General features: G+C 46.5%; 14 protein-coding genes. 6 read left to right on the plus strand and 8 right to left on the minus strand.

Annotated elements, in window-relative coordinates; all coding sequences use genetic code 11:
* Nucleotides 1–117: 117 nt before the first annotated feature.
* Nucleotides 118–1473 (minus strand): ABC1 kinase family protein, encoded by a 1356-nt coding sequence (locus BM082_RS02560; protein WP_017014760.1) that lies wholly within the window; start codon nucleotides 1471–1473, stop codon nucleotides 118–120.
* Nucleotides 1474–1634: 161 nt separating this feature from the next.
* Here BM082_RS02560 and BM082_RS02565 point away from each other — a divergent pair, with 161 nt between their 5' ends.
* A complete protein-coding gene (locus BM082_RS02565; RefSeq protein WP_017014761.1) occupies nucleotides 1635–1940 on the plus strand; it encodes a hypothetical protein in 306 nt (101 codons plus the stop codon).
* A gap of 64 nt (nucleotides 1941–2004) precedes the next feature.
* On the opposite strand, the gene BM082_RS02570 is transcribed toward BM082_RS02565, so the two are convergent.
* Both BM082_RS02570 and BM082_RS02575 read right to left on the minus strand, forming a co-directional pair.
* Nucleotides 2005–3033, minus strand: a complete 1029-nt coding sequence (locus tag BM082_RS02570) for a methionine synthase (protein ID WP_026024969.1) — start codon at nucleotides 3031–3033, stop codon at nucleotides 2005–2007.
* 27 nt (nucleotides 3034–3060) lie between these two features.
* Nucleotides 3061–4038, minus strand: coding sequence for a DUF1852 domain-containing protein (locus BM082_RS02575; RefSeq protein WP_017007615.1), 978 nt, complete (start codon nucleotides 4036–4038; stop codon nucleotides 3061–3063).
* Nucleotides 4039–4387: 349 nt separating this feature from the next.
* Here BM082_RS02575 and BM082_RS02580 point away from each other — a divergent pair, with 349 nt between their 5' ends.
* Nucleotides 4388–5200, plus strand: coding sequence for a sulfite exporter TauE/SafE family protein (locus tag BM082_RS02580; RefSeq protein ID WP_017007614.1), 813 nt, complete (start codon nucleotides 4388–4390; stop codon nucleotides 5198–5200).
* A 96-nt stretch (nucleotides 5201–5296) separates the two neighbouring features.
* Here BM082_RS02580 and BM082_RS02585 read toward each other — a convergent pair whose 3' ends face one another.
* On the minus strand, nucleotides 5297–5632 hold the full coding sequence (locus tag BM082_RS02585; protein ID WP_017014763.1) for a zinc ribbon domain-containing protein YjdM: 336 nt from the start codon (nucleotides 5630–5632) through the stop codon (nucleotides 5297–5299).
* Between the two features lie 209 nt (nucleotides 5633–5841).
* Nucleotides 5842–6108 carry a putative hemolysin gene (locus BM082_RS02590; protein ID WP_017014764.1) on the minus strand — a complete coding sequence of 89 codons (267 nt, stop codon included), beginning with the start codon at nucleotides 6106–6108 and terminating at the stop codon, nucleotides 5842–5844.
* Nucleotides 6109–6334: 226 nt separating this feature from the next.
* Between BM082_RS02590 and BM082_RS02595 the strand changes: the two genes are divergently transcribed.
* Nucleotides 6335–7969: a methyl-accepting chemotaxis protein gene (locus BM082_RS02595; RefSeq protein ID WP_026024970.1), complete on the plus strand. Its 1635-nt coding sequence runs from the start codon at nucleotides 6335–6337 to the stop codon at nucleotides 7967–7969.
* 254 nt (nucleotides 7970–8223) lie between these two features.
* Here the strand turns inward: BM082_RS02595 and BM082_RS02600 are convergent, their stop codons facing one another.
* Nucleotides 8224–9393: a patatin-like phospholipase family protein gene (locus tag BM082_RS02600; RefSeq protein WP_074925163.1), complete on the minus strand. Its 1170-nt coding sequence runs from the start codon at nucleotides 9391–9393 to the stop codon at nucleotides 8224–8226.
* A gap of 363 nt (nucleotides 9394–9756) precedes the next feature.
* Here BM082_RS02600 and speB point away from each other — a divergent pair, with 363 nt between their 5' ends.
* On the plus strand, nucleotides 9757–10677 hold the full coding sequence (gene speB / locus BM082_RS02605) for an agmatinase (RefSeq protein WP_017014767.1): 921 nt from the start codon (nucleotides 9757–9759) through the stop codon (nucleotides 10675–10677).
* Nucleotides 10678–10697: 20 nt separating this feature from the next.
* On the opposite strand, the gene BM082_RS02610 is transcribed toward speB, so the two are convergent.
* Nucleotides 10698–11585 carry an alpha/beta fold hydrolase gene (locus BM082_RS02610; protein WP_017014768.1) on the minus strand — a complete coding sequence of 296 codons (888 nt, stop codon included), beginning with the start codon at nucleotides 11583–11585 and terminating at the stop codon, nucleotides 10698–10700.
* 248 nt (nucleotides 11586–11833) lie between these two features.
* On the opposite strand from BM082_RS02610, the gene BM082_RS02615 reads away from it, so the two are divergent.
* Both BM082_RS02615 and BM082_RS02620 read left to right on the plus strand, forming a co-directional pair.
* A complete protein-coding gene (locus BM082_RS02615) occupies nucleotides 11834–12316 on the plus strand; it encodes a 2-thiouracil desulfurase family protein (RefSeq protein WP_198928623.1) in 483 nt (160 codons plus the stop codon).
* 536 nt (nucleotides 12317–12852) lie between these two features.
* Nucleotides 12853–13893, plus strand: coding sequence for a LacI family DNA-binding transcriptional regulator (locus BM082_RS02620; RefSeq protein ID WP_017014770.1), 1041 nt, complete (start codon nucleotides 12853–12855; stop codon nucleotides 13891–13893).
* Between the two features lie 81 nt (nucleotides 13894–13974).
* Here the strand turns inward: BM082_RS02620 and BM082_RS02625 are convergent, their stop codons facing one another.
* The gene (locus BM082_RS02625; protein ID WP_017016800.1) at nucleotides 13975–17430 is read right to left on the minus strand and encodes a hypothetical protein; all 3456 of its coding nucleotides are present in this window, start codon (nucleotides 17428–17430) and stop codon (nucleotides 13975–13977) included.
* Nucleotides 17431–17443: the final 13 nt, after the last annotated feature.

The following is a 17443-nucleotide window of genomic DNA, read 5'->3' on the forward strand; positions in this document are numbered from 1 at the left end:
ATTCTTTCTACGCTTACCAAGGACTCATTTCAAAAGTATGACGATGAAACTTTGAGATTTAACCCGTAATTCTCCAACCAGCGATTTCAAGCTGTATATAAGGTAACCGAATTGCACTTATCCCGCGGCTTTTTGCTCATCTGCATTCAAAGCAACCGGTAAAAGAAACGGCGTAAACAAGCGACGAATATTAACGCGCGCATTCAACCTCGCAGCAAGCAGATACAATCCGCCGATTTTACGGTGCAGGAACAACGCATCTGCTGGCGGGGTATGCCAATATCCCTGCTCCATGCTCAATGCCATGCCCGATTCGCGAATACGCACCGCGAGATCGCTGGTACCAAAGTCATAGTCACCATTGTATTTCAGTGGTTCACAAGCAATAGCAACTAGGTTGACCACCGCAGCGTGTTGTTCTGGCAATATGGTTTTGCTGAAAAAGCCAATTTGCTTCAACGCCTCTGACATTGCCTCTCGATCATCTTCCATCGCGGCACTGAGCAGCTTCTGGTATCCCTCACTGATGTTATCAGGATATTGCCGCGTCGCACCGAAATCCAACAACACGATTTTGCCTGTGTCGGTTTGGTACAAATAGTTAGCAAAATTCGGGTCGGTTTGGACAAGCTGAAACTCAAACACTTCTCGAAAAAGTAAATGGAACAAGTTTTCAATCAAGGTATCTCGCGCGTCTTGAGGCAAGTCCGATAGCGATTCAATCGGTTCACCATGCTCATAGGACATGGTGAGAATAGAAGGCGTCGTTAATGCTTCAACCGCTCGAGGCACCAAATAGCGCTCATCGTTTTTCAGGTGCGTAGCGAACGTTTGCAACATGTCTGATTCCAAGCAGTAATTCGCTTCATCGTGCAGTTGTTTTTTCGCCTCTTCGAGAAGTTCTTTGTAATCCACTTCTTTCGGTACAAGCCCAGTCAGGCGAAGCAAGGTCACGACGTTATCGACGTCGCTGCTGATGCTTTTTTTGATGCCGGGATACTGCACCTTGACCGCTAATTCAGCGCCATCGTCGCCATACGCAAAATGGACTTGGCCGATGGACGCTGCAGCAATCGGTTTGAAGTTAAATGACACGAAATGCTGTTGCCAATCGGCTCCCCACTCTTGCGCAAGCACATCCGCGAGTTGCTTTGCTGGCATGGGCGATGCGTTGGAGCGCAGCTTGGCAAGAATGTCCGTCAGCTCCTTGGGCAGTGCGTCGCCCGCATCCATGCTCAACAGCTGCCCCACTTTCATGGCTGCACCGCGAAGCTGCGCAAGTTGGTCAGTCACGCTGCTGATGTTCTTCGGTGTAAGTAAGAGGTCTTTCGCCTTTGGGCGCTTACCTGAGAGCATCTGTTTCGCCCCCTCCGCCGCCATGTTCGTTGCCACTTTCGTCACGACAGAACCGAACATACCCACACGGCTCAAACGATTACTCGGAATTTTCTTACCATCATCAAACTCAGCCACAATGCGTTTCCTTGTTGTTATCTGTACTCTATCAATACGATAACCAATCAGATTCGTTCACTGAGTATGGAAGTATTTTTATAAAAGCGCTGAGCGAGAAAGGATGTTCGGGTTTCCACTGTTGATGCATTCCGCACCGACCGAGGTGGGGCATAATACTGATGTGTGCTGTTTTGGTGTATTTCTACCAGCATTTGAAATACAAGCCTGCGGGTTTTGAGACGGAGGGCTTGGTGTTGGCTTCGTCAAATGGTCATTTCGCTCGCATTGAAATCATGAAATCCGCAAGAATGCGCGTTGATCCAACCAATGCATTCCCTATTACCTATTTCGGCGACGCTGAATGGGATGTCAGAGCTTGTGAGCAATTAGGGGTGAATTTGGTCTTGGTCGGAGAAAGAGGTGAACACCACCAGCGCATCAAGAATTTCACGTCATTGGATGATGCACTACGCTACGTCAAATAAGTGATATGGCTATGGGCTTGAACACTAAGATCCAAGCCCAACCATTCTCATCCTCTCTTCCGTGTTAAAGAGAGAGTTCTTTGCGGATAATCTCTGCGCCTGCGTTAAGTGCGTTTAACTTCGCGTTTGCGACATCATGAGATAAAGGCGCCATGCCGCAGTTGGTGCAAGGGTAAAGGTTTTCTGCATCAACAAACTTGAGGGCTTTTCGTAAGGTTTCCGCGACTTCTTCAGGTGTCTCGATGTCATTGGTGGCAACATCAATCGCCCCGACCATCACTTTCTTACCGCGAATAAGCTCAAGTAGCTCAATCGGCACATGGGAGTTGTGGCACTCGAGAGAAATAATATCGATGTTGGATTGCTGCAGCTTAGGGAAGATTTCTTCATATTGTCGCCACTCTGACCCCAAGGTCTTTTTCCAATCTGTGTTGGCTTTGATGCCATAGCCATAACAAATGTGGACGGCGGTTTCGCATTTCAGCCCTTCAATGGCGCGTTCTAAGGTAGCGATCCCCCATTCGTTAACCTCGTCAAAGAAAACATTAAATGCCGGCTCATCAAATTGAATGATATCGACGCCAGCAGCCTCTAACTCTTTTGCTTCTTGGTTGAGGATTTTGGCAAATTCCCATGCGAGTTTTTCACGGCTTTTATAGTGCGCATCATAAAGTGTGTCGATCATGGTCATAGGGCCAGGGAGTGCCCACTTTATCGGTTGCTTGGTTTGTTGGCGTAAGAACTTAGCATCTTCGACAAAAATCGGCTTCTGGCGACTCACAGCGCCGACGACAGTGGGTACACTGGCATCATAACGATCACGAATTTTAACGGTTTCACGTTTTTCAAAATCAACGCCATTAAGGTGCTCAATGAACGTTGTGACGAAATGTTGGCGTGTTTGTTCGCCGTCACTGACAATATCAACCCCAGCGTGCTGTTGCTCTTGCAATGACAAACGTAACGCATCGTGTTTGCCCTGCGCTAGCTCCTCATCTTGTAATTTCCAAGGAGACCAAAGTGTCTCAGGCTGTGCCAGCCATAAGGGTTTAGGCAAGCTGCCCGCTGTCGAGGTAGGTAATAATTTTTTCATCATAAATTCTGCTATCTAATGGGTGGCTTACAACGCGTATTGCGCAGACCAATTTTCAAGAATTGATTGGTACGGCTTAATGAAGTGTTCTTCTGCAAACTTGCCTTGCTCAATGGCCAACTGACCACGCTCTTCACGGTCGTAAACAATTTGAGTCAGTGAATGATCTGAGTTTTTCAAATTGGGTTGGTAGCACTTCCCTGCGACAGCATTGGCATTGTAGATCTCAGGTCGGTAAATTTTCTGGAATGTTCCCATCGTGCTGATGGTGCTGATTAGCTCAAGATTGGTGTAATCATTGAGTAAATCTCCCACAAAATAAAATGCCAAAGGCGCGACGCTGTTAGGCGGCATGAAATAGCGCACCTGCAACCCCATTTTTTTGAAATATTGCTCAGTCAAAGAAGAACCATTAGGTTGATATTCAAAACCCAAAACAGGGTGTTGATTTTCAGTACACTGGTACGTTTTGTTATCAGACACACTGAGGCATATAACCGGTGCTTTACTGAAATTCTGTTTGTACACATTAGAATTCAAAAAGTACTTAAAAAGCTTTCCATGTAACTCGCCAAAATTGTCAGGAATGCTGAATGATTTTTTGTTTTTATTATGTTCCAACAAAAGCACGCTGAAATCGTAATCTCGTACGTAAGAGGAAAAATTATTTCCAACAATGCCTTCAATACGCTCATTGGTTTTATGGTCGACAATATTTGTCTTCAATATTTCTATTGATGGAAAGGCTTGACCGCGGCTTTCAATGTCCATATCAACGGAAATGATTTCAAGCTCTACCGAGTAGCGATCACCTTTGGCGTTGTCCCAGTGCGCCAAGGCATTAAAGCTATTGTTTATCATCTTCAATGCGTTACGCAGGTTCTCTTGACGACTATCCCCTCTTGCTAAGTTAGCAAAATTGGTTGTAATTCGGGTGTTATCCGAAGGATGGTAGTTCTCATCGAGACAAATGCTCTTAATCGTAAATGTAAATTCTTTTTTCATTGTAATCTGACACCCTTTCTTTAACCAACAGCCTAAATTTGCTTGCTTCCGAGAGCACTGCTCTTTACGTCATTAGCGCTCGGAATGAAAAATTTTGCTGGGAGTTCAGCATAAAAACCCTCATAACCCATCGTTTAAGGTGGTTATATTTATCTAAATCCGAAGCACAATTTAATTTATACGTGGTTAAAAATCAGATTAACAATGGTATTACTTCACCATCATCATGAGAAATATTCATGTTCTATTTCATTTGTAAATCTTACCAACGGTCGGTTATATTCTCCACCCAAATACGGATGCACGGTATTTATTTTTAATTTTCCACACATATCAAAAAGTGAACTGAATGAGTGAATTACTATTGTTGTTTTTATACTGCGCGCTACTGGGCAGTGGTGTTGGTTTTTTAGCTGGGCTCTTAGGTATTGGTGGAGGCCTCGTTATTGTCCCTGTTCTCACCAGCATTTTACTCTCTTTCGGGAGTTTGCCTTCTCAGCACGTGGTTATCGTTGCGATCGCGACGTCTTTGGCGTCGATATTATTCACATCTACATCTTCCGCCATCGCACACCACAAGAATGGTAATGTGCCATGGGATTTAGCCCCCTGGATAATGACGGGTGTCGCCCTTGGTGCGCTGATCAGCGGGTTTATGGCTGCACTCCTGCCAGAGGATGTGGTGCGCTCAGTATTTGCCGTGAGCGTTGTGCTTATCGCATTGAAAATGTTTTACAGCAGCCGTAAGAATGATGCCGAGACAAATCGTCAATTGCCCAATAAAGGCGTGTTAACCCTACTTACGACTATCACGGGTGGATTGTCTGCCATGATCGGTATCGGTGGCGGTGCGCTTTTGGTTCCTCTACTGACGTTTTTCTCACTTGATATGAAAAAGGCCATTGGGTGCGCCTCGGCATGCGGCATTGTTATCGCGTTATTTGGCTCGGTAGGTTACATCAGTTCAGGAAGTGCGCATTTTGCTTTAGCAGATGGTTTTTTGGGGTTTGTCTATCTTCCGGCTTTATTCGGCATTGTTTGTACGTCTTGGTTTACTGCCCCTTTGGGAGCCAAGGCGACACATCACCTGCCCGTTCCGACGATCAAAAAAGTCTTTGCCATATTATTGTTGGCCATGGCAGCCAACATGGTGATGAGCTAACACACGATCTAAGAATGTTGCCCGTAAAAAAACCGCGCTCAACGGCGCGGTTTTTTTCATATCGTCAAAGCGACAACATGATGTGAGACAGGTGAATTATACCTTCTTCACGAATTCCGATTTCAGTTTCATCGCACCAACGCCGTCGATTTTACAATCGATGTCGTGGTCGCCATCCACAAGGCGGATGTTTTTTACTTTGGTACCCACTTTTACAACCAGTGAAGAACCTTTCACTTTCAGGTCTTTGATAACCGTTACAGTGTCGCCATCTTGAAGAACGTTACCGTTCGAATCTTTGATGATTTTTACGTCGTCAGCATCTGCAGATGCATCTTGAGACCACTCGTGACCACACTCTGGGCATACGTATAACGCGCCATCTTCATAAGTGTATTCTGAGTTACACTGTGGGCAATTTGGTAAAGACATGTTTTATTACCTCGGTTGGAATGGGTAAAGACGCGCTAGTCTAAACCAAAGGCTCACACTCGCATATAGCCAAATGTGATATAGGCACACTTTTTAAGTGGAAACGCTTCTATCACTATCACCCATTAACCAAACCGGCCCCATCACGCAACCAGCAACACTGAAAACGGCAACACAACTTACGATAAATTCACATCCATTCACCAAGTCTATTTGGCTTTGTCACCGTGATTTTCTCTGTACAAAGCCCATTCCTCAACGACCGTACCATCAGGCAGATGACACATACTCATCGCATTGCCCTCTTCATCTGTTAGCGTTTTTGATGTTCCGCCAACACTGTCGCAATACACTGAGGCAGGGTTAGCCATGTTCAGTGATGGCGTTGTGGATGCGCTATCTTCTGTCGTGCTACACCCAACCAACAAGGCACTAAAAGACATCGCAAGAAAGCCCGTCATTTTGTCATTCATCATTCTTCGTTCCTGTAGCAATGTAAAAGTAAAAGTAAAAGTAAAAGTCGGTGTAAGCACGCTAATCATTTTGTCTATTTTTGCCAACAAAAAGCATTTCATTCAACTGTCATGTCTCGTTATCAAACTATATGTATAAAAAACGAGCGAAGTGGCTCTTCATTGCTAGACTCAATACTGTATTTATTCACTATTTGAACCATTTAAACGAAGATAGAGGACGAAATCCATGAGAGCCCTTTCAATACGGCAACGGTTATCTCTGATCATTGTGATATCAGTACTGTCGTTAATTTCAGTCACCATAGTATCTCTCATGCTCAAACACGAGAACATGTTGGATGAGAGAAAAAACCAAATTCAAGTGCTTGTTGAAACCGCCGAAACGCTGGTTACCAAACTCCACCAACAAGCACTAGCGGGTGACATCTCTATGGAAGAAGCCAAACAGCGCGCCATTAGTGCTTTAGATGCCATGCGCTACGGTGATAACGGCTATTTCATGATTTATGACATGAACTCAATCATGGTTCATCATCCGATCACTGCCAGCCTTATCGGTAGAGACCTCACATCTCTTCAGGACGTCAATGGTGTTTACATCATTCGTGAACAAGTCGATATGGCTAAAAACGGTGGCGGCTTTGTCACCTACCACTGGAAAAAGACAGGATCAGATGAAACGCCCTACCCTAAAATCGCGTATTCACTTCCTTTTACTCCGTGGGGCTGGGTACTAAACACAGGGTTATATGTCGATGACTTGGACGCGACATTTTATCAAGACGTACAACGTTTGCTGCTTCTGGTTGCCCTGATCGCACTGATGCTCATCGGTCTATCGATTACCATTGCCCGCAGTATCACTTCGCCGTTAAACCGTTTAAAAACGCTGTTACAAACCGCAGAGGTAAACCTTGATTTGACGGTTCGTTCTCGTCTAAACGGAAATAATGAAATTACTGATTTGGGCCGTGCGTTTAACAATCTCATGAACGCATTTGAAGAAACGTTACGTGGCATATCACAAGGTGCGAATCAGCTTAATCAGGAGGTTTCTAAGCTCGAAAACCTTTCTAATCACATTGTTGGCGCTTCCACTCAACAATCGCAAGATACAGGTAGCATTGCTGCCTTGGTTGAACAGTTTGCTGAGAGCATCAACGTCATTTCTCACGATGCAGATAAGATGAAATCGCTGTCTAACGAAAGTGGTGTGCAAGCGAAGCAAGGTGCCTCCACCATGCGCGCAACCATTTCTAATATGGATCAGATGTCAGAAAAGTCTCAGCGTTCGAGTTCTGCCGTGTCTGAACTTGATCATCACTCTAAAGAGATTGAAGGCATAATCAGCGTGATTAACGATGTCGCAGAGCAAACCAACCTGCTGGCGCTAAACGCAGCCATTGAGGCCGCTCGCGCGGGCGACCAAGGGCGAGGATTTGCTGTCGTGGCGGATGAGGTAAGAAATCTCGCAGTAAGAACGTCAGATTCTACAAAACAAATAGCCTCGACGATTCAGGAACTTCGAACGGGCATCGAAACCACCGTCGGTCATATTGAAGAAAGCGTGACCGTGGTGAACAGCAACATGTCACAAACCCATGAAGCAGAACAACGCGTTCGCGAGATGCACCAAATGTCGCAGGATCTTATTCACATCATCGACGATGTTTCTGGTGCTTTGCATGAACAATCTAGCGCAAACCGCGAGCTTGCCAATCGTATCCAACATATCGCAGACATGGCATCAAATAACCACCGCTCCGCATCTGACGTGCAAGGGTCTGCGCGAGAGGTAAATGGACTCGTCCGTAAATTCAACCAATCTGTGAGTCGATTTAAGATTTCACAAACGATTTAAAACGAAACCTCACAACAAAATAGCCCCTTCATGGGGCTTTTTTGTTGTAAGCGAAGTTATGTCTCTTATGTGTCGCAGCATGGTGTTCATTACATAAAGGGTTGCGCGATACCATGTGTTTCGATTCAATATTGACTGATTCCTCTCATCGATGAGCCCCCTCAGGCAATACTCACGTTTATCTGACTTTAGACGTAACAGTATCGACAAAAAAAGCCCCATACGGGGCTTTTGGCATTTTCTCAACGGGCTAGCTACGACACTTTCTTCAACTTACTCTTGCTCGCTTTTAACCAACTTCCATCTTTAGCACGACGGTGGAAATTCGCGGGGAGACCTTCGTTTTCTTGCGTCCAAGGAGAGGCTCCTAACGCCTGTTTCATGTCCTCGTAACCTGCATCACTGCGTAAACGAATCGAACGGCGTGAAAACTCGGTATCACTCATCGGGTTATGGCCCGCAAGTGGTTCAAATGTGATGTGCACAATATCGATTTTAGGGCCGTCTTTTAAACTGGTAATGTCTGGCACCTGCTTACTGTCCACAACTTCTGGCGTGCGAGCAAGCAATTGGTCCAAGTTCTTCTGGGCAATTAAGGCTTCAATGTGCGCGCAGGTTCGGCTCGCGTACTGGATTTCTTTTTCTCGCCACAGCACTTCGCTCATGGTCTTAGGCAATTCACCCTTGGCGTTCCAAAGATCGACCATGAATATCAATAGATCATCGTCTTTCGCCAAATCCAAAATGCCATTTAAAGGGGTATTTGATACCACTCCGCCATCCCAGTAATGGTCTTCTCCAATTTGTGTTGCAGGAAAACCTGGCGGTAAAGAGCCACTGGCAACAGGGTGTGCGGCGGTGATCGTGTCGGATTCGCTGTCAAAGAAAACCAATTCGCCGTCCGTCACACGCGTTGCGCCAACCGTAAGCCGGACACCACTACTATTGCTATTGCTATTGCTATTGCTATTTTTATTTTCATTGATCAGATCAAAATCCACCAACTCATTGAGCGTGGAAAACAACGGTGTTGTGTCGTAGAAACTTGTGGCTGCCTCACCCGGCGCTGCTACCCAAGGGCTAATAGCACGTGGGACGAAAAAATCAGGCTGACCGAAAGTAAGTGCTTGAGAAACACTCACCATATTGAAGCTTGCAGCCATTGAAGGTAAAAGCAGCGCATCGGTGCCGGGTCGGGAAATTCGCTGCCAAAAGGCCTCCAGTTTCTCCAGACGTTGCTCTGGCGCATTGCCCGCTAACACCGCTGCATTCAACGCACCAATGGAAATGCCTGCAAACCAATCAGGTGTGTACCCGGCTTCCTCTAACGCTTTATATGCGCCGATATGATACGCACCCAACGCGCCCCCGCCTTGCAACACTAAACATACCTTTGGCTTCTTCTTTGTTCGAGACCTTGCCATATTTACACCCTCAATTGTCGATAGTCGGAATAGATAACCTTTCCTGTATAGGCCAAAAATTAAGGCATTACTGTTAATTTATTCGGTCACATCAAAACAAGCCAACACCTATCACATCTAAGGTTTAGACATTGCAAAATTCACGTCTCTCTTACATGTGATGCTGTTCTGCTGCATAGAAATGCCCTTCATCCTCAATCCATCTATTCATCGGTTAACGCCCGATAAGTAACGCTCCCTTCAACGCAGGTTCTTGAGAGTGTTTGCGTAAAGATCTTATTCTCGAAAAAATCATTGATAAAAATCTCAGCTAAAATCTTTGATTCACGATCAATGAAATGACAACACGCGAGAGTCATGGCTATGGAAAATATATTCGATCGAAAAGATGATTCCCTTTATTCGAATGCTTACTCCTTTCTTCGCTTACCCATGGTGCAAGATCCGACAAAAGTAAACGCGGATGTTGTAGTGCTGGGCATGCCCTACGACATGGCCACAACGGGGCGTTCTGGCGCGCGTTTAGGTCCTGATGCTGTCCGTCGTGCCTCCGTCAATTTGGCATGGGAGGGTCATCGGTATCCGTGGCCGTTTGATTTACGTGAACGCTGCAACATCGTCGATGCTGGCGACCTGATTTTTGCCTGTGGGGATAGCGAGGATTTTTGCAATACAGCAGCAAGCGCTGCCTCTAAAATATTGGCATCTGGCAAGACGTTACTTTCACTCGGCGGAGACCATTTCATTACTCTCCCACTGCTTCGAGCGCATCATGATAAACACGGAGTGATGGCGTTGATTCATTTCGATGCGCATACCGATACTTACAGCCAAGGCAGCAGATATGACCACGGCACCATGTTCTACCATGCCCCCAAAGAAGGGCTGATCGATGCAAACAAATCAGTCCAAATTGGTATTCGTACAGACTATGAAAAAGACGGTCACGGTTTCAACGTAATTTGTGCAGAAGCCGCCAATGATATGACCCCTGATGACATTGCCATCCACATCAAAGCGATCGTGGGAGACATGCCAGTTTATATCACGTTTGACATTGATTGCCTCGACCCAGCACATGCCCCAGGAACGGGTACACCGGTGGTGGGCGGCATTACGTCAGACAAAGCGCTGCGTATCTTGAGAGGGTTATTAGGCATTAACCTGGTGGGGATGGATGTGGTGGAAGTCAGCCCGCCGTTTGACAACTCAGAAATCACTGCGCTCGCAGGCGCAACGATTGCTACTGAACTGTTGCACCTTTGGGCCTCAAGCCAACACTGAGTTAATGAAAGAAACGTCGGTTAGCCCGCGTCTCGCTGCTCTTCCTGCATACCGATGATGGGATGTAAATCAATAAAATGCGTCACATCATGGCGGTACGATTTGAAGAACAAGTTCGGCGCATGCCCGCACCCCAAGTAGTAATTGACAGACATGGTGGGCTGAGCTTCTCTCATATGTTTAACAATGTCTTTTGTGAGCACATCAGAGTGCAATCCGTGCATGAGCATCAGCGGTTGCTTGAGCTTTCCGAATTGACGCCACAAGTTCATCGGCGGCGACGTCTCTGAATACGCATCCAATATTCTCGGATCGTAATGTGTTGTATATGCACCATTGTCTAACCGACGGACAGACGCGCCGATCATAGTTTGCCATTGCTCTGTAGTGTGAGACCCAAAAGGGTGATAAAGGGTTTGCAGATATTGGTAGATCTCGCTGTAACGCCTAAACGTCATGGGCGTTTTCACGTAGTTTACGATGCGTTTCAAGGCATCAGCAGGCACTTCGGGGCCCACATCATTCAATATCAAAGAGCTGATACGCGATTCGTGCGTCGGGTTTGAGGCAAGTAGCATACCGATGATGCCGCCCATGCTCGTGCCCACCCAGTGCGCTCGGTCACAGCAGTAAAAATCCATCAGCTTCACGGCCAAATCCACGTAATTCGCGTAGTTGTACTCTTTAGCAGGATCTTGCGCCCACTCAGAAAGGCCCCGTCCTAGCGTATCCGGCACCAATACGCGATAGCCTTTGGCTGCCAAGTCTTCGCCCAACGCCATGAAATCAATACCGTTGCGCGCCAAACCATGCCAACAGATAACGGTTTCCCCACCTTCGGGATTCCATGCTCTCACATGAATTTCACGGCCATTGATAACTGGATACTGCTCTAGCATTTGAGACATAGACTGGTTCCCTCCGGGTGAGTCTTAAATTATTTGACCGTATTCACGTTTTCTCAACTTTCTGAGGCAAAAAAATTCCTAAAAATGCGCTCCAATTGCGTCCCCAACGGTAAACAAACCGCTGTAGGCCTTGATTTTCCTCATCTTTGTCTCAACTAAATTATCATTAATAAGATATTTTAGTCTGACGAAAATAAGCGGTGATGGTAGTATTCCCCCACCCCAATCTGCCTTAAAACACCTTATTCATGGAAAAAGTGTTAATCAGTGCTTGTCTGCTTGGACAAAATGTTCGCTATGACGGAAACAACCTCGGTTTAGATTCTCTTTCATTTCAACGATTGTCCGAACTGGTCGAATTCGTTGCCATTTGCCCAGAAGTGTCCGGCGGACTCCCAACGCCCCGAACACCCGCAGAAATCATTCAGGGCGTTGGATTGGATGTTATTGAACAGCGCATCCAGGTCATCACTCAGACTGGCGAAGATGTTACCGATGCATTTATCCTTGGTGCACAGAACGCACTGGATTTGTGCAAAAGAAACAACATTCGCGCTGCAGTGTTAACGGATTCAAGCCCTTCTTGCGGTAGCAGTAAAATTTACAACGGTGAATTTGATGGTAAGAAAGTCGCAGGACACGGTGTAACAACAGCATTGCTAAGGCAACACGGCATTGCTGTATTTAGTCAATTCGAGTTAGAAAACATCATCGAATTCGTGAATAGCTAGCTTGTTACATCACATAGCTAGTGCCAAAAGCATTAGCTACTCCCATTCAAAAAGCCCGACAGTCTGTACCATTTTTGAATCAAAACCCTTCACCTTTATGTTCAGAATCTGCTTATTTCAGAAAGTCGCCTTTCTGGGACGACACATTTCGCTCAGATAGGTTAGAAACTATATGCATATTGAAACGGTTATTTAGAGGCAATATAGGCAAAGCGCCTCACGTTTCACGACTTGGCTGACCCTAAATGCTTTCTATTTGCAGTAAGTCACGCCATCATTAGGCGACGATTAAAATCTCGCGTTTGTACCTTCCATTCATGGTTATGCTACAAACACGAGAACATAAAGAAACTTGGCAAGGGTTTTGCCTTTGTTTGTAACCGTACGTTAAACAGTAACGTTGCCATGTTTCTTATGAAATCGAAGGACAATCAAACAGCCCGTCAGCGTAAGGGAAGAGAGCGCAATGAAAGCGCTTTCAGATGAAAATAGCGTGAATCCCAGGGTTGTTTAGACTAAAGATGAAGGAAAACACATTGATCACCATTAAAGAAGTTGCGGAGCTCGCGAAAGTCTCCCAATCGACGGTATCTCGTGCCTTAAATGGTCACGAAACCGTGAAGGAGAAAAACCGCATTAAGGTGTTTGATGCCATCGAAAAGCTTGGTTATCAACCCAATGCATTTGCGCAGGCACTTGCTTCGAATCGCTCTCACAGTATCGGTATGCTGGTTGGTACGTTTGATGGTCCTTACTTTGGTCCTTTGATGCACTATGTCGAAAAGGTCGTACGTCAACAGAACTACCACCTCATTATCACCAGTGGTCACGAGCAGTACCAAGAAGAGCAAGAGTCCATCCGCTTCTTAAACGCGAAGAAAATCGATGGCCTCGTACTGACCTCAGACATGCTCAGCGATGGCGATATCCTTGATATCATTGAAATTACGCCAGCCACCATGCTGATGAACCGCTATATTCCCGAAATCGCAGACCAATGTATTTGCATCGATAACGAACTTGGCGGCTTCCTCGCCACAGAGCATTTGCTGCTGAATGGTCACCGCCGCATTGGTTGTGTCACTGGCCAGTTAAGCAAAATTGATAGCCGGGAACGTTTGCAAGGCTACCGAAATGCATTGAAAGAATACGGCGTGGAATACGATCCGAATTTGGTCGTAGAAGGCCGTTTTGACCACGGTGGCAATGACACCGCTGTACGTCGATTACTCGACCGAGACAAAAGCATGACGGCAATATTCTGTTTGAACGACAGTATCGCGCTTGCCGCTTATGGCGTTTGTCATGAATTTGGTTACCGCGTGGGTGAAGACATGTCAATTGTGGGTTTCGATAACCACACATACAGCCAATACATGACACCAAGCCTGTCTACCGTTAACTTCCCAATCAAAGAAATGGCGAAAGAAGCGGCAAAAGGTGTGCTTAATATTTTGAATGGCAAGAAAAGCACGGGGGTTGAGAACCGTCTTTCACCAAACCTGATTGAGCGAAAATCAGTGAAAAATATTGCAAGCGTTGGTCAAATTGTGAAAAAAGCGAGCTTCACCGAATAACGCCTCACACGCTTAATGGACACAAAAAAACAGCCGCTATTTAGCGGCTGTTTTTATTTGCGGATTTTGTATCAGCGGAAATTAATCTGGTTGATACAGCATGCTTTCAGGCACATTCACCACAATGCGATCGAACTCGCCAGTGCGGTCGAAGATTTGCTTACTGATCGATGCAGACAACATGTTGCCTTGAATGATGATCACATCGCCTGTCGACAGCACAAGCTCAATGCTTATTTCTTCTGCATCAGACATGCGATATACAAAAGGTACCTGACAGTAGGTAAATGCAAGTTCACCTTTGTTAAGTTCAAGGTCAACAAGGTTGCTATCAAGCCCAACATACGTAAAGCCAACAGGCCCTTCACTGAACTCGTTTTTCAGTAGCAATGTCGGTGCAATTTCAATCGCGCCACCGCTCACCATAATACCCAGCTCACCGAAACGCGTCAGAATTTCTTCCTTCACCTGACCTGTCATGCCTGGCTGCTGTGCGCCTGCATTTTTTGGCGTGTGTGAATAAGGGTCAACAGGGAATGCACCATACTCTTGCGGGGCTTTGTTAAAGCCAATGCCATCACGCACACGGTAGTAGTAAGCCGCCAGTTTCCTCGTATCTTGGCTGTGTGGATTTTCTTGCAAGCTCGTGAAGTACACTTCTTGAACAGCCAGCAAAAGCTTCGACACCATGTGCCAATAGATACAACCTAACCCTTCATAACCAAACATGGTTCCTGAACGGCCCGTAAACTCACGGTGGTTAAATACCTCTTCATAGATATCCAACACGTTGTTGAACAAAGCGTCAGTGATGTGAGGATAATCTGGACGTACGGTTTCAATCGCACGCTTCAACACACCGTCGTTTTCAAAACTTGCATTGAAGTGAAAATGGCTACGGTTATCAACATTGATTAAGCGCGTGTCACCCACTGTGTACATTTCAGACAACAATGGATTCCCTTGAACCTTCTCTGCAGGGATCAAGTTTTTATCCATGAAGGTGCTCAGTTCACGATCTGGATAGAGCATGAACGATTTCTGATCCGCGCGGTACATTTCGCTCTTGAACAGGCTATCGAGCAATGAAACAGCTTGTGAACTGCTTAGTGCACCCGAGCTCAGCGCCGCTACCTGCCCTTCTAGCATCGGATAGAGGTCAAGTGATGCCAGACTCTCAGAAGAGTACTGAACGACGTTGTACGCATTGTACAGGCCGTCTTCACGCTCATTGTTCAATGCACTGCGATCTAGAAGACGCATGCTTGAATCTAACAGCGCGTTAATGTCTGATTTGCTGACGGTCGTTTTTCCAGAGAAGCCGTTGTCACGGTAAACCAGACGACGGTAACGACATGCCGCTTCAACCAAGTCATTCAGCAAGACACGCTTAGTTTGACGTGTGACCGTCTTGTTTTTCACTTCCGTCGACGCTTTGTGCAGGATATCTGCCGTATCAGAAAGCCATTGTGCCACTTCCGTTGATAGACGAATGGTATCCGGAGCATTGGCGAATAGCCCTTGCAAGAACTCAACGTAACGACGCATATAACACAACGTCACTACAGACAACCCGTTACCAACAATGGCGTTGTTCGCATCATTCCACTCAGGACGTTGGGTGTTCAACCAAATACCACCATCGACAACCCAGTTGCTCAATTTCGCAAGCAACGGCACAAGCAGCTTCTCTGACAAGTTAACCAGATACACTTCTTTGTCTGAATCCAACATCAAACGGCCGTCACTGCCCAATTGCTCGCTCAGCAATACCGTTCTGTCGTGAAGGGCTTGATCAAACGTCACCGTGTCTTTTGGTGTGTTGAACAGGGTGTTCGCATCACCAATGCGGTACGGGACATTGGCGTAGCTAAAGATTTCGCGGGTCAGATCTTCTGACAATTGCTCAGGGTCGAAACGCTTTGACCATTCAAGGAACTTGAGTAAATAAATGATCTGATGATCGCCCCAGTAACCGATGTTGCTCCACGGGTCATCCGCTTCAAGTACTTCCCAGTCCACACCGTCTTTCGTGATGCGGTAAGGGTTATAGCCGTCTAAGGTCGAGGCATTCACAAACTTGGTGATGAACGCGCGAATGTAGCCCGGGTAGCTCAATGCCAACGCTTCCCAGTTTTGGAATATGTCGCGCCAGTTACCTTGGTAAGACAGTAAAGGCTGGTCTTGCTTGTCCTTCACTTTGATTTCGTAATGGTTCCACGGACGGCTAGGGTCACCATGACGACGACCAAAAGTCAGCGGCAAATACTCAAGACACAAACGCACCAACTGAATATCGTCAGATTGCTCCGCGCGTTTCACTAACTCTGCATGAGTAAATTGCTCAGGCAGTGCATCGTAGAAAGATTGGTTACGCAGCACGACTTTGCCGTTGGTTGCACGAGCAGTTCGAAGCACGTCATCACGGCGCAACGCATAACCGTTCTCAAACACACCACCGCGCATGCTGTTAAACAACACGTTGGCGTAATGGTGGTTACTGGTGGTTTCACTTGCAGAGTACTGCCAGCCGTCTACTGCGCCGATCAGCGCGACCAATTCTTTACGGTTGGCTTGAATGTCATCTTCGATCAGATCAAGCAGAATACGACCGCGTGCGAGTTTCGATCTCAGCACGGCCACATCCGTGTGGTTCTTATCGCTGTCTAACACGAACAACCAATCGTTGCTGCTGTTCGCATCGAGCGTGATGGTTTTGTGGATCATGTAAGCGCCACGTACGCCACGCGTGAGCGTTTCTGGCTCTAACGCAAGGCCGCGACGGAATGCAGGAAGTTGTTGGCTGCTCAAAAGCAAGGTGGATTGGTCTGAATCCACACAGAAAACGGTGTTCGCTTGCAGTGATTCTGCAGGGTCTGCACGGTCGCTCAACTTGGCGTACATGGTGTATAGCGCCAATGCGGTTTCACCCACTCGCTCATTCCATTTGTACGCGTCTACCAAGGCACTGCGGGTTTGCAATGCGGCCATTGGCGCGTCACAAGGCAGGATGTTTTGAAGGCCATCAAGCACCTCAACACTGCGTGACTCGCCCGTGAGGTTAGCGATTTCACAGCGGCGTACAAAGCCGAAAGTGTTGCCGGTTTCCCAGCTGTATTGGAAGGAAAGCCCCAAGGTATGGTTAACTTCCTCAAACACCAATTTGTCGCCGGTAATGTTTTTGTAAAGATGGCGATTCAGGTCAAAACGGCCATCTTGTTGGACGTTGAACGGTTCCCATGTCACACGTGTTCCTTGGTGATCGACACGGATAAAGGTTCTCGGCCCAGTGTTGTCTGCGCTCTCGTGGATCATATCCACAGAACGGTAAGGAAACAGAGCATTCTCTGGTTTACTCCGTCCTGCTGACAAGCTACCTGTGGAAGAAACGAACAACCAATGATCATTCGCCGATACGATGCTCATAAAAAAAGGCTGCATGTGATCAACATTTTCAATGCGATAAAAACGATCGCCCTGAAAATCTACAAATTGCCCGCTAACAGGAGCGTTAGCCATTTGAACATTCTGTTCCATTTTTCTCGGTTCC

This window comes from Enterovibrio norvegicus DSM 15893, assembly GCF_900115495.1.
Lineage (GTDB): Bacteria > Pseudomonadota > Gammaproteobacteria > Enterobacterales > Vibrionaceae > Enterovibrio > Enterovibrio norvegicus.